This is a genomic window from Streptomyces sp. NPDC056452, from assembly GCF_042796085.1.
Taxonomy (GTDB): domain Bacteria; phylum Actinomycetota; class Actinomycetes; order Streptomycetales; family Streptomycetaceae; genus Streptomyces.
In genome coordinates, this window is sequence record NZ_JBHTRI010000046.1 from 38,897 (window position 1) to 51,284 (window position 12,388).

The 12,388-nt window shown below is 71.4% G+C and carries 15 protein-coding genes; 7 read left to right on the forward strand and 8 right to left on the reverse strand.

Translation table 11 applies throughout. The annotated features are described in order from the left end of the window. Positions 1–32 precede the first annotated feature (32 nt). The gene (locus ACFQ6X_RS32530) at positions 33–224 is read right to left on the reverse strand and encodes a DUF6381 family protein (RefSeq protein WP_383186854.1); all 192 of its coding nucleotides are present in this window, start codon (positions 222–224) and stop codon (positions 33–35) included. A 220-nt stretch (positions 225–444) separates the two neighbouring features. On the opposite strand from ACFQ6X_RS32530, the gene ACFQ6X_RS32535 reads away from it, so the two are divergent. Beyond that, positions 445–771: a plasmid stabilization protein gene (locus ACFQ6X_RS32535; protein WP_383186856.1), complete on the forward strand. Its 327-nt coding sequence runs from the start codon at positions 445–447 to the stop codon at positions 769–771. Positions 772–825: 54 nt separating this feature from the next. On the opposite strand, the gene ACFQ6X_RS32540 is transcribed toward ACFQ6X_RS32535, so the two are convergent. Further along, a complete protein-coding gene (locus tag ACFQ6X_RS32540) occupies positions 826–1,395 on the reverse strand; it encodes a type 1 glutamine amidotransferase domain-containing protein (RefSeq protein ID WP_383186858.1) in 570 nt (189 codons plus the stop codon). 37 nt (positions 1,396–1,432) lie between these two features. Between ACFQ6X_RS32540 and ACFQ6X_RS32545 the strand changes: the two genes are divergently transcribed. After that, positions 1,433–1,921 carry a hypothetical protein gene (locus ACFQ6X_RS32545; RefSeq protein ID WP_383186860.1) on the forward strand — a complete coding sequence of 163 codons (489 nt, stop codon included), beginning with the start codon at positions 1,433–1,435 and terminating at the stop codon, positions 1,919–1,921. Here the strand turns inward: ACFQ6X_RS32545 and ACFQ6X_RS32550 are convergent, their stop codons facing one another. Continuing rightward, positions 1,922–2,137, reverse strand: a complete 216-nt coding sequence (locus ACFQ6X_RS32550) for a dodecin (RefSeq protein WP_329205008.1) — start codon at positions 2,135–2,137, stop codon at positions 1,922–1,924. It abuts the gene before it with no gap. Between the two features lie 202 nt (positions 2,138–2,339). On the opposite strand from ACFQ6X_RS32550, the gene ACFQ6X_RS32555 reads away from it, so the two are divergent. The 3 genes from ACFQ6X_RS32555 (at position 2,340) to ACFQ6X_RS32565 (ending at position 5,423) form a co-directional block, all read left to right on the forward strand. Further along, a complete protein-coding gene (locus ACFQ6X_RS32555) occupies positions 2,340–3,593 on the forward strand; it encodes an extracellular solute-binding protein (RefSeq protein ID WP_383186863.1) in 1,254 nt (417 codons plus the stop codon). Positions 3,594–3,768: 175 nt separating this feature from the next. Then, positions 3,769–4,587 carry a GNAT family N-acetyltransferase gene (locus ACFQ6X_RS32560; protein WP_383186866.1) on the forward strand — a complete coding sequence of 273 codons (819 nt, stop codon included), beginning with the start codon at positions 3,769–3,771 and terminating at the stop codon, positions 4,585–4,587. Next, the gene (locus ACFQ6X_RS32565) at positions 4,584–5,423 is read left to right on the forward strand and encodes a lysophospholipid acyltransferase family protein (RefSeq protein ID WP_383186869.1); all 840 of its coding nucleotides are present in this window, start codon (positions 4,584–4,586) and stop codon (positions 5,421–5,423) included. The genes ACFQ6X_RS32560 and ACFQ6X_RS32565 overlap by 4 nt, the downstream gene beginning before the upstream one ends. On the opposite strand, the gene egtD is transcribed toward ACFQ6X_RS32565, so the two are convergent. The 4 genes from egtD to egtA are packed head-to-tail and all read right to left on the reverse strand — an operon-like array spanning position 5,366 to position 9,739. After that, entirely contained in the window at positions 5,366–6,328 is a 963-nt protein-coding gene (gene egtD / locus ACFQ6X_RS32570; RefSeq protein ID WP_383186871.1) for an L-histidine N(alpha)-methyltransferase, read from the reverse strand. The genes ACFQ6X_RS32565 and egtD overlap by 58 nt on opposite strands. Next, positions 6,325–7,080, reverse strand: coding sequence for an ergothioneine biosynthesis protein EgtC (gene egtC / locus ACFQ6X_RS32575; RefSeq protein ID WP_383186874.1), 756 nt, complete (start codon positions 7,078–7,080; stop codon positions 6,325–6,327). The genes egtD and egtC overlap by 4 nt, the downstream gene beginning before the upstream one ends. Further along, on the reverse strand, positions 7,080–8,420 hold the full coding sequence (gene egtB / locus ACFQ6X_RS32580; RefSeq protein ID WP_383186876.1) for an ergothioneine biosynthesis protein EgtB: 1,341 nt from the start codon (positions 8,418–8,420) through the stop codon (positions 7,080–7,082). The genes egtC and egtB overlap by 1 nt, the downstream gene beginning before the upstream one ends. Beyond that, positions 8,417–9,739: an ergothioneine biosynthesis glutamate--cysteine ligase EgtA gene (egtA, locus tag ACFQ6X_RS32585; RefSeq protein WP_383186879.1), complete on the reverse strand. Its 1,323-nt coding sequence runs from the start codon at positions 9,737–9,739 to the stop codon at positions 8,417–8,419. The genes egtB and egtA overlap by 4 nt, the downstream gene beginning before the upstream one ends. A gap of 147 nt (positions 9,740–9,886) precedes the next feature. On the opposite strand from egtA, the gene ACFQ6X_RS32590 reads away from it, so the two are divergent. Then, a complete protein-coding gene (locus ACFQ6X_RS32590; protein WP_383186882.1) occupies positions 9,887–10,723 on the forward strand; it encodes a TIGR02452 family protein in 837 nt (278 codons plus the stop codon). Here the strand turns inward: ACFQ6X_RS32590 and ACFQ6X_RS32595 are convergent. After that, positions 10,708–11,175: a type II toxin-antitoxin system PemK/MazF family toxin gene (locus ACFQ6X_RS32595; protein ID WP_329204995.1), complete on the reverse strand. Its 468-nt coding sequence runs from the start codon at positions 11,173–11,175 to the stop codon at positions 10,708–10,710. The genes ACFQ6X_RS32590 and ACFQ6X_RS32595 overlap by 16 nt on opposite strands. A gap of 71 nt (positions 11,176–11,246) precedes the next feature. On the opposite strand from ACFQ6X_RS32595, the gene ACFQ6X_RS32600 reads away from it, so the two are divergent. After that, a complete protein-coding gene (locus ACFQ6X_RS32600; RefSeq protein WP_383186885.1) occupies positions 11,247–12,365 on the forward strand; it encodes a glycosyl hydrolase family 18 protein in 1,119 nt (372 codons plus the stop codon). Positions 12,366–12,388 lie beyond the last annotated feature (23 nt).

The window sequence follows — 12,388 nt, forward strand, 5'->3', positions numbered from 1 at the left end:
GGGGAGGGCCACCGGCAGCGTGGGCCGAGGCTCTACACCATCGGGTCCATGTCGCGGTCCCGCATGCTGCTCTCCTGCTCGCTCTGCTCCTGCAGGCGGCGGGCCTTGTCCTGGAGCCGCTGGCGCTGCTCGGGGTCGGAGGCGCGCTCTGCGGCTTCCTTCAGTTCCTGCGCCTTGGCACGCAGCTGCTTGGCACGGCCGCCGGATTCACCTGCAACGCTCATGATCACTCCTGGATCTGTGGGGAGCGGACAGGATCAGCGAATCAGCGGACCGCGGAGTCTGCATCTCGAAGGCCGGGCGTCGCGACCGACGCGGTTCGGCCGTGGGGGACCCCGTCGAAGGGTGCCCCGTTCGGCTCTCCGGCCGGGCGGTGGGAGGTGTCGCACGGTGGGGTGGTGGGCAGGCGGACCAAGAACCCGGTCCGGGAGTGAGGAGGGTGTCATGCCCGCAGGTTCCAGTTCCAAGCGTGAGCGCCAGTACGAGCACATCAAGGACAGCGCGAAGAAGCGCGGCACGTCCACCGAGCGTGCGAAGGAGATCGCCGCCCGCACGGTCAACAAGGAGCGTGCGCGCTCGGGCGAGTCGAAGACCGCGAGTCCCGCTTCCCTCCGGGACCCGAAGTCGGCGTCCGAGCGCGGCGGACAGCGTTCCCACAGCGGGGCGAAGGGCCCGACGAAGGACCAGCTGTACGAGGAGGCCAAGCGGCGCAACGTCGACGGCCGCTCGTCGATGAACAAGGAGCAGCTGCGCAAGTCTCTCGGCCGCTGACGGCAGGGGCGCGGATCCGCACCGCGCCACTGCCCCGTGGCGGGACCGGAAGGCTCAGGAACCCACTGCTGCGAGTTCTCTGTCGATCTCGTGGAGGAAGTCCGGAAGGTCGTCCGGTGTGCGCGAGGTGATGAGGAGCCAGCCGCCGGTGTCGTCGCTGACGACCGGCTCGTCGACCCAGTTGCCGCCGGCGTTGCGGATGTCCGTCCGCAGCGAGGCGTACGAGGTGAGGGTCTTGTTCTCGACGGATCCCGCCTCGACCAGCACCCATGGCCCATGGCAGATGGCCGCCACCGGACGGCCGGACGACGTGAACGAGCGGACGAGGTCCAAGGCGGGCTCCTGCAGCCGCAGCGAGTCGGCGTTGAGTGTTCCGCCGGGGACCAGCAGAAGGTCGTAGTCGGCCGGATCGGCACCGGTCAGCGTCAGGGACGGCCGCACGTTCTCCCCGGGATCCGTGTCGCCGACGAGTGTCCGGATGACGTCCGAGGACTCGGCGGCGATGTCCACGGCGGCTCCGCGTTCGCGCAGATGCCGCACGGGCAGCACGAGTTCGTCCTGCTCGACGCCGTAGTTGGTCACGATCACGAGCACCCGGCGTCCGCTGAGGTCATTGCCCGTCATGCGCCTGTCCTTTCGCCATGTCTTCTAGGGTGAGCGGGTGAACGACAACGCCCGGCCGCTGGCCGTGTTCGACCTGGACGGGACGCTCGCGGACAGCGGCCATCGACAGCACTTCCTCGAGGGGGCCCGGCGCGACTGGGGAGCGTTCTTCGCCGCGGCGGTCGACGACCCTCCGCTGGAGGAGGGCGTGAGCCTCGCCCTGTCGAGCGCCGAGGAGTGCGAGGTCGTGTACCTCACCGGCCGTCCGGAGCGGTGCCGACGGGACACCCTGGCGTGGCTGGAGCAGCAGGGGCTGCCGCGGGGCCGCGTGCACATGCGGCGCAACGACGACAGGCGGCCGGCCCGCCGCACCAAGCTGGAGATCCTGAAGCGGCTGGGCCGGGAGCGTGAGGTGCGGGTCCTCGTCGACGACGACGAACTGGTCTGCGATGCGGCCGAACTGGCGGGTTTCGCGGTGGTACGTGCCCGTTGGGCCGTGCCGTCGTCGTCGCTCAAGGACGCGCAGGAGCGCGAGGGCCGTACGTGATCAGGCCTTCCCGTCGAGACGGAAACCGACCTTGAGGCCCACCTGGTAGTGCGCGATCCGGCCGTTCTCGATGTGCCCGCGCACCTGTGTCATCTCGAACCAGTCGAGATTGTGCAACGTTTCGGAAGCTCTTGCGACGCCGTTACGGATCGCCGCATCGATGCCCTCCTCGGAGGTTCCTACGATCTCGGTGACCCGATAGGTGTGATTAGACATCTATTGTCTCCTTTCCTGGTTCCACGGTGCCTCACTCCGCGTCGACGCGCGAGGGATCGCGGCTGTCGCACTCCCGGATGCAGGGCCCTTGACCTGCCGATTGGTCCATACCAAACTCCAGGCCACAACCCGTGCGAGCGCCGCCCGCAGTCCCCCCACCCGGGTCCTGTTTCGTCGTGCCGTTCCGCAGAAGGTGACCCTCGTGAAATTCCGCAAACTGGCCGGAGCCGTTGCGCTCGTTTCCTCCGTCGCGCTGGGTGGCTGCGGCTACCTGCCCGGCGGGGGTCCCGACAGCCGCACGGTGACCGTCTGGCTGATGCAGGACAGCGTTTCCCAGGGCTTTCTGGACCGCTTCACGGAGTCGTACGAAGCGGAGAACCCTTCTGTCGAACTGGAGTTTGTGATCCAGGAGTGGGGCGGCATCGGCCCCAAGGTCCTGGAAGCCCTCGACAGCGATGACGCGCCGGACGTCATCGAGGTCGGCAACACCCAGGTCGCGCAGTACGCGGACAGCGGTGGCCTGCGCGACCTCACCCTCGAGTCGATGCGTGACCTGGGCAGTGAGGACTGGCTCCCCGGCCTGGCGGAACCGGGCAGCATCAGCGGTCAGCAGTACGGGATCCCCTGGTACGCGGCCAACCGTGTCGTCATCTACAACAAGGACCTCTTCGCCCAGGCGGGAATCACGAAGCCGCCCAAGACGCGCGAGGAGTGGATCGAGACCAGCAAGAAGCTCGACGGCGACGGCCAACAGGGCATCTACCTCGCGGGCCAGAACTGGTATGTCCTCGCCGGATTCATCTGGGACGAGGGCGGTGAACTCGCCGACGAGAACGGCGGGGACTGGCAGGGTGCGCTGGGCTCGCCCGCCGCGCTGAGGGGGATGGACTTCTACAAGGATCTCCAGGCGCTCGGCGACGGACCCAAGGACGCCGACGAGCAGACGCCCCCGCAGACCGACGTGTTCGCCAAGGGTGACGTCGCCCAGATCATCTCCGTGCCGGGAAGCGCCGCCCTCATCGAGCAGGCGAATCCTGATCTCAAGGGCAAGCTCGGCTACTTCCCCATACCGGGCAAGACCGCGAAGAACCCGGGCGCCGTCTTCACCGGCGGGTCGGACCTGATCGTCCCGAACAAGGCCGACGAGCGCGCCGCGGGCATCGACGTCATCACGGCCCTGGCGAGCGAGAAGTGGCAGACGGACCTCGCCAGGACGATGAGCTACGTGCCCAACAAGCCCGCTCTCGCCCGAGTCATCGAGGGGCAGGAGGGGACGGCCGCGATGGCCGAGGGGGCCACCCAGGGCCGTGCCACACCCAATTCGCCCCACTGGGCCGCCGTCGAGGCCGAGAACCCCATCAAGCCGTACATGACCGCGGTGCTGCAGGGCGGCGATCCGGCGGAGGAAGCGAAGGCGGCGTCGGAACGCATCACCGCGAAGCTCACCACGGGCTGACAGCGGGCAGGCAGCGACGGCTGAATCCGGCCCCCGGGATTCAGCCGTCGCACATCCCCGCTCTCCGTAGCGGTCATGCCAAGTCCAGCCGGTCACGGAAGAAGTAAGGGGCCGGGCCGTCGCACTCCAGCGGAAGCCCGGCAGCCGCCCTGCTGATCCGTCCCCGGAGACTGCCATGACCGTGCTGCCCCTGCCTCTCACCTCGCCCGTACCCGCTGCCCCGGCGGTCCCTCCGCAGGGCGGAGCCCCCACCGCCCCCGCGGGTTACCGGGTTTCGCTCGCCACCTGCGAGGAGGACGTACGCGCCGCCCAGCGCCTGCGCCACCAGGTCTTCGCCGGTGAGCTCGGCGCCCGGCTCGACGGCCCCGAGCCCGGCCTGGACAGCGACGCCTTCGACGTCCACTGCGACCACCTGCTGGTGCGCGAGGTGGCCACCGGGGACGTCGTCGCCACCTACCGGCTTCTTCCGCCCGAGGGGGCCGCGCGGGCCGGCGGGCTGTACGCCGAGAGCGAGTTCGACCTCAGCCGGCTCGGACCCATACGCGACGACCTGGTCGAGGTAGGCCGTTCGTGTGTCCACCCGGCCCACCGCGACGGCGCGGTCATCGCGCTGATCTGGGCCGGACTGGCCCGCTACATGGAGCGAACCGGCCACACCTGGCTGGCCGGCTGCTGCTCCGTACCCCTCGCCGACGGCGGCGCGCTGGCGGCCAGGAGCTGGGACACCGTACGCGCCCACAACCTGGCCCCCGAGAAGTACTGGGTCACCCCCCACCGCCTCTGGGACACCTCAGGACACCCCGCGGGGGGCGCGGCAGGCCGGGCCGCGCTGCCGCCCCTGCTGCGCGGCTACCTGCGCCTGGGAGCCTGGGTCTGCGGAGCCCCCGCCCACGACCCGGACTTCAACGTCGCCGACCTCTACGTCCTGCTCTCGATGCGCCGGACCGACCCGCGCTACCTGCGCCACTTCCTCTCGCTCGCCCCCCTGCGATGAGTGCCTGGCTGCCCGTGGCCCCGTGCACCCCGCACGACTGTGCGGGACACCTGGGTGAGCGGCGTGCCCCGCTGTCCGCAGCGGCCCTGCTGGTCGCCGGTTGCACGCTCACGCTGCTCGGGGTGCTCTGCGTACCGGGCGTGCTGCTCCTTGGCCCGGCGGGCCGCGACCGGTTGGTCCGACGGTGGGCGTACCTGGTGGTGCGGGCCTTCGGCGTACGCATACGCGTCACCGGCCGGCCGGTGACGGAGGCACACGCACCGGCGGGGGAGCTCGTGGTCGCCAACCACGTCTCCTGGCTGGACATCCCGCTCGTCGCCGCCGTCTTCCCGGCCCGGATGGTCGCCAAGAGCGAGATCCGGCACTGGCCGCTGCTCGGACCGCTCGCCGCCCTCGGCGGCACGCTGTTCATCGAACGGGACCGGCTGCGGGCCCTGCCCGCCGCCGTGCGGACCCTGGCCGCGGCGCTGGGCTCCGGATCACGGGTCGCCGTCTTCCCCCAGGGCAGCACCTGGTGCGGCCGCAGCGCCGGCGGCCGGTTCCGGCCCGCCGCGTTCCAGGCGGCGATCGACGCGGGCGCCGCGGTCCGGCCGGTGCGCATCCGGTACCGGACCACGGACCTGAGCACCGCCGGGGCCGCGGCGTTCGTCGGGGACGACCCGCTCGCCGCCTCGCTCTGGAGGGTGGTGACGGCCGCCGGGCTCACGGCCGAGATCAGCGTCCTCGCGCCGATCCCGGCCGGCAGTGAGCCCGACAGACGTTCACTCGCGCGGGTCGCTCAGTCGGCCGTCGCCAGGGACAGCGCGAACCGGCCCTCGGAATCGGTCCACCACTGAGCCAGCCGCAGCCCCGCCGCGGCCAGTTCGTCCCGTACTCCCTCCTTGCGAAACTTCGCAGAGATCTCCGTACGCAGTTCCTCGCCCGCCTCGAACGACACCACCAGGTCCAGCTCGGGGATCTTCACGGTCTGGGCACGCCGGGAGCGGAGCCGCATCTCGATCCACTCGTGCTCCGGGTCCCACACGGCCACATGGTCGAAGTCGTCGAGCTGGAAGTCCGCTCCCAGCTCGCGGTCCACCACAGTCAGGACGTTCTTGTTGAACGCGGCCGTCACCCCGGCCGCGTCGTCGTACGCCGCGACGAGCGTCGCCTTGTCCTTGACCAGGTCCGTGCCGAGCAGCAGGCTGTCGCCGGGCGCGAGGCGTGCCCGTACGGACTTCAGGAACTCAGCGCGCTCCTCGGGCAGCAGATTGCCCAGCGTGCCGCCCAGGAAGGCGACAAGCCGCGGCCCGGGGCTGTCGGGCAGATCCAGGACGTGCGTGAAGTCGGCGATGAGGGCGTGCACGGAGAGTCCGGGACGCTCGGCCAGCAGCGCTTCGGCCGCACCCGTCAGCGCACTCTCGCTGACGTCGACGGGTACGTAGGTGTGCAGCTCGGGCAGGGCGTCCAGCAGATGCCTGGTCTTCTCCGAGGAACCGGACCCCAGCTCGATCAGGGTCCGCGCACCGGACGCCGCCGCGATGTCCGCGGCGTGCGCGATCAGGATCTCCCGTTCCGCACGGGTCGGGTAGTACTCGGCCAGCCGGGTGATCTCCTCGAACAGGTCACTGCCGTGCGCGTCGTAGAACCATTTGGGCGGCAGTGTCTTCGGGTGCCGGGTCAGGCCGCTCAGTACATCGGCGCGCAGCGCCGCGTCCGTCGCGTCCAGCGGCAGGGTGCGGGTCAGCAGAAAGGGACTCACTCAGTGGGCTCCTTGAGCGGGGTGAGTAGAACGTCGGTGCGGGTCGCGGCCAGCAGAGTGCGGTCGGGGACCTCGCGCCAGTACGGATCGTCGTCGTACGGCTCCGAGGCCACCACCATGCGGCGGCCCGGTTCGTCGAGATACCAGAGCGAGTCGCCCCACGCGGTCGCCACGATCGTGGAGCCGTCGGTGAGCAGCAGATTGAGGCGCGATCCGGGGGCGGCCGAGGCGACGTCGACAACGGTGTCGGCGACCGCCTGCGGTATCTCGTCGCCCGCGGCTATCCGGTGGAGGATCAGCGCCCAGATCAGCGCCGAGTCGGTCCGCGCCTCCAGCGCGAGCAATTCGGCGGGCGGCAGGGCGCCGGCCAGCGGTGCCACGGAGTCCGGCCAGCCCTTGACCGCCCCGTTGTGGCTGAACAGCAGGCGGCCGGCGGCGAACGGTGCGGCGGCTGCCTCGCCGTCCGCGCCCGCGAACGTCGCGTCACGGACCGCGGCGAGAACAGCCGTGCTGCGCACCACGCGGGCCAGATCGGCGAATGTCTCGTCGCCCCAGATGGGCCCCCGGCGGCGGTAGCGCCCCGGAGCGGGATCGCCGTCCGCGTACCAGCCGACCCCGAATCCGTCGGCGTTGACCGTGCCGTGCTTCTGGCGGCGCGGCTCCCACGACTGGCGCACGAGCGAGTGCGCCGGGGACACGAGAATGTCCCCCAGGGCCATCGGGGGTCCCAGGCAAGCGATGTGACGGCACATCAGATATCCCTCGCAGTCCGGAAGCCGGAGAAGATCTGGCGTCGCACCGGAAGGTCCCAGTTGCGGAACGTACCGCGGCAGGCCACCTGGTCCACGGCGAACGAACCGCCGCGCAGCACCTTGTGCTCGGGGCCGAAGAACACCTCCGAGTACTCCCGGTAGGGGAACGGCGCGAAGCCCGGATAGGGCAGGAAGTCGCTCGACGTCCACTCCCACACATCGCCCATCAGCTGCCCCACGCCCGACGAGGACCGGCCGGCCGCGTACGCACCCGCGGCGGCGGGGCGCAGATGGCGCTGGCCCAGGTTGGCCCGTTCGGGTGTCGGGTCCTCGTCGCCCCAGGGGTAGCGCAGCGAACGTCCGGAGGCGGGATCGTGGCGGGCCGCCTTCTCCCACTCGGGCTCCGTCGGCAGTCGGCGCCCCGCCCAGCGGGCGTACGCGTCCGCCTCGTACCAACTGACGTGGAGAACCGGCTCGTCCGGCTCCACCGGCTCGGTCACCCCGAAGCGCCGACGCAGCCACTGCCCGGCGTCGCGGTGCCAGAACAGGGGTGCGGTGAGCCCGTGTTCCCGGACCATGGCCCAGCCCCGGGGGTCCCACCAGCGCGCGTCCGTGTACCCGCCGTCGTCGATGAAGCGCTGGTAGGCGCCGCAGGTGACCGGGGCGGTGTCGATGAAGAAGGCCGCCACCTCGCGCCGGTGCGCGGGCCGTTCGTTGTCCAGCGCCCAGGGCTCGGTGGAGGTACCCATGGTGAAGGGACCCCCGGGGACGAGGACTTCGGCCGGCCGGGACACCGCGTCGGTGGGCTCCGGCGGCTCAGGCGCGCTGAGGACCGCTGGCCCCGAGCGCAGCTGATGGGTGATCAGCATCGTCTCGTCGTGCTGCTGTTCGTGCTGGGCGACCATGCCGAAGGCGAAGCCCGCCTGCTCGAGCCGTCGGCCGCCGCCGTGCAGCGGCGCACCGTCGAGGATGTCCAGAGCCCGCCCGCGTACGTCTGCGGCATACGTCCTGGCCTCCGCGGGCGCCAGCAGGGGCAGCGAGGGCCTGCTCGCGCGGGAGTGCTCGAAGGCGTCGTACAGTCCGTCGATCTCCGGGCGCATCGCCTCGCGGCCGCCCACGGCGCGCAGCAGCCACAGCTCCTCCTGATTCCCGATGTGTGCCAGATCCCAGACCAGGGGCGACATCAGCGGGGAATGCTGGGCAATGAGGTCGTGGTCGTCGACGCTGTCGGTGAGCAGTGCGGTGCGCTCGCGGGCGGTGAGGAGTGCGGCCAGGGCGCGCTTGCGCAGGGCCTCGGTGTCGAGGCCGGGTTCGGTGGGAGAAGCGGGTGTGTCGGTCATCGGGCCGGGCCCCTTCCGTGCCGCGGGGCGGATCCGTTGCCGGATCGCGCTGCCGCCGGGGCGAGCAGGTCGTCGGCCGGACATCGGCCCCGGGCCACATAGCGGTCGTGGAAGGCCGCGACGGTGTTCTGCACGTGGTCGCTCGCCCCGATCCTGGGCAGCGCCTCCAGTGCGGCCGCGAAGCAGGCGGCGGCCGCCGAGGCCAGTTCCGGATCGCTCAGCCCGTCACGGGCGGCGGCTGTCCAGAGGGGGTTGCGGGGTGCGGCCAGGGGGCCGGCTGTCTCGGCCAGCGGCTTGACGGTGCGGTACACGGTTTCGGCTGCCTCCGGGTCGTCGAACATGGCGGTCGTCACGGCCAGCGGCACCAGCCAGCCGTCGGTGCCGGACTGGGCGTCGATCATGCGCAGTTCCAGGTGCCCGCGCGGGCGTACCGGCGGGAAGAGCGTCGTGATGTGGTAATCGAGGTCGGCACGCACCGGAGGCCGTGGTCCGTCACCCCGGATCCAGTCCCTGAGCGTCAGCCCGTCCGGTACGGCCCACGGGGCCTCGCCGTTGCGGATACACATCACCGGCGTGTCCAGGGCGTGCGCCGCCCAGGCGTCGCGGGGCGCGAGGCGGCTGCTCGGCGCCAGCGTCCGCGCCGGATCGAGGTCCGCCCACAGCGACTGCCGTGTCGAGCGCCAGCCCGAACGCCGCCCCTCCCGGAACGGCGAATTGGCGAAGGCCGCGACGAGGACCGCGCCCAGCAGGTGCCCGAGCTGCCAGCGCCGCCCGTAGCCCAGTGGCCCCGGCTCCTCCTCGCCGGCGTCCAGGCAGACCTGGATGGACGCGGACGTGCACATCATGGCGCGCCCTGCGGTCCCGGACCGGTCGAGGGCGGTTTCCATGGCCGCGTACCGGGGCTCCTGCAACAGGCGGCGGGGAGGATGCCACGGATCCACGCCGAGTCCTACCGGTGCGAGGCCGGCCCGGCCGAGGGTCTCGCGCACGGTCCTCATGTCGGCGGCGGTCCGGTCGATGCACGCCATGAGGGAGGCGGCGGGCTGCGAGCTGAGCTCCAGCTGACCGCCCGGTTCGAAGGTCAGGGCCGCGTCGAGCGGAGTGCCGCGCACGGCGTCCGCGGCGGCGGCGAGCCGGTCGTGGGGGACGGGGACTTCGGGATGTTCACGGTCGTGAATGAGCCATTCGAGTTCCACGCCGACCGTCCGGGGCGGTCCTGTCTTGAAACATATGCCGCGCAGCAGATCCTCCGCCTCGTCCTCGCCGAGGAGCTCCGCGTCAACGGGGGAACTGTGATCGCCGGGTGTGTCCGGGGGCATGCTTGGCCTCCTTTTGGGGTGCTTCCCTACCACCCAAACCCTTACCGAGAGTTCGCACAAGGGTGCCCCTGTGGGACGGAAAACCGGTTGCGTCCATGCCGCCCGTCCGTCCAGCATGCCCCGTATGCACCACAGGGGGGCGCGCCCATGAGCGCACGACTGCGCGGCATCGCGCGAGATACCGAGGCCATTGTCACGGCCGGGCACTACCGCGCGCCCGACGGGCGCGAGGTGAGCATCGAGCGCGCCCTGACGGCCGCGCTGTCCGGCACCAGGCTGTACGGCCCGGAGCCGGTGCCGGTCGCCGTCCTGGACACCGACCGCACCCCGGCCTTCGAGGTCACCGGGGAGAGCAGTCTGCAGGCGGCGCACCGGATGACCGCCGGATCCTCGGCCAGGGTCGCCGTCCTGAACTACGCCTCCGCCCGCAATCCGGGAGGCGGCTACCTGAACGGGGCGCAGGCCCAGGAGGAGGCCCTGTGCCGTGGCTCCGCGCTCCATGCCACGCTGCTGCGCGCCCCCGAGTACTACGCCCACCACCGCGCGGAACGCAGTGCCTTCTACACCGACCGGGTCATTCACTCACCGGGTGTGCCGGTCTTCCGCGACGACCGGGGGAGGCTCCTCGACACCCCGTACACCGTGGGCTTCCTGACCTCACCCGCACCCAACGCCGGAGTGATCCGCAGGCAGACTCCCGCGGAGGCCCACCGCATCCCGGCCGCGCTCGCGAGCCGCGCCGAACGGGTCCTCGAAGTGGCCGCCGTCCGCGGCTACCGCCGGCTGGTCCTCGGCGCCTGGGGGTGCGGGGTCTTCCAGAACGACCCGGCCGAGGTGGCGGGCGCCTTCCGCGCCCTTCTCGCCGACGGCGGACGGTTCGCGGGCCACTTCGAGCAGATCGTCTTCGGGATCCTGGACCGCAGTCCCGAATCCCCGGTCCGGGCGGCCTTCACCCGGGTGTTCGCCGGTCAGCTCCAGCCGTAGCGCTCCCGCAGCCGCACCACGACCAGGTCGAACCTGTCCCGGTCCAGCGCACACGCCTCACGGCGCATGCCGTCCTCGTCGACCCTCAGCACCCGGTCCAGATCGACCCAGGACGGGCGCCCCGAGCTGTCCCACGGTCCTGCGCCCAGGGCGACCCACTCGTGGTCCCTGTCGTGCTGCTTGCTGGACAGCTGCACGGCGAGCAGCGTGCCCTCCTGCTCCCGGGCCACGACCAGGACCGGCCGGTCCTTGCCCCGCCCGTCGTTCTCCTCGAACGGCACCCATGTCCAGACGATCTCTCCCGGGTCGGGATCGCCGTCACGGTTCGGCGCGTACGAGGTGCGGACCGGTCCCACGTCACGCGGGTCGGCCTCCGCCGTGGCGGCCGGACCGCTGCGTCCGGGGAAGTCGGAGGAACTGTCACTGCTGTAGTTGGTGTGCTGGAACGTCATCGCAACACCGTAGAACCTGGACGGCCCAATCCGTGGAGCGGGTCCGTGAAACGGGGTTCAGGCTCGACCTCATGATCACCCCCGTCCTCACCACACACCTGGCCCGCGCCGTCGCGGTCGCCGGACTCCTCGCAGCGACGTTGCTGCCCACCGCTTCTGCCACGGCGTCAGCCCCGGTCCCCGATCCGCCACCCGCCACGGCCGAGGGGCTGTCAGGCGGCCCCGCCGCAGCGCTTCCCCGCACGGTCTCGGCGTGGCTGCCCTACTGGGACCAGGAAGGCGCGTACCAGGACGCCCTGCTCCACGCCGACCAGCTGCACACGGTCAGCCCGTTCTGGTACGAGGCCGTGTCGGCCGGCCGGATCGACGCACACCCCGGTGCGGGCGAACGACGGATCATCGACGGACTGCACGGCGCCGGAGCGAAGGTCGTCCCCACGGTCATGGAGACGATGGAGTCCGGCGTGCTCGCGGCGATCCTCACCAGCCCCGCCCGGCGCACCGAGCACGCCGACGCGCTGATGCGCACCGTCGCCACCCGTGACTACGACGGCCTCGACCTCGACTACGAATCCATCGCCGCCACGGGCGACGCCACCTACGCCGCCGTACGCGACGGGTTCACCGCGCTGGCGACCGATCTCTGCCGGCGGCTCCAGGGCCTGGGCAAACAGTGTGTGATCACCGTGTTCCCCAAGACCGCGACCACCGGCCGCATCTGGGACTACGCGGCCCTCGGCCGCGTCGCCGACCGGATCCGGATCATGGGCTACAACCTCCACTGGTCGGGCGGCGACCCCGGCCCGCTCGCCGACACACGCTGGTACGAGGACATCCTCACGCGCGCCACCGCCCTCGTCCCGGCGGCCAAACTCGAGATGGGGCTCCCCGCCTACGGCTGGGACTGGCCCGCGGACAGCGACAGCACGTCCGCGACGAAGCACGTCACCTGGAAGGAGGCCGAGGCGCTGCGCAAGGAACAGGGCGCGCCCTACCGGCTCGACGAGGTCTCAGGAACGCCGTACTTCACCTACGACGACGGCACCGAACTCCGTGAGGTCTGGTACCAGGACGCCCGCGGCGTCGCCACGCATCTGCCGGTGCTGCGCCGACACGGCGTCACCAACACCGTGCTGTGGGCACTCAATTTCGAGGACCCCGAGCTTTGGCCGGTACTCGCCGGCGGGTGAACCCGGCGGCCCCGTACGGCCCG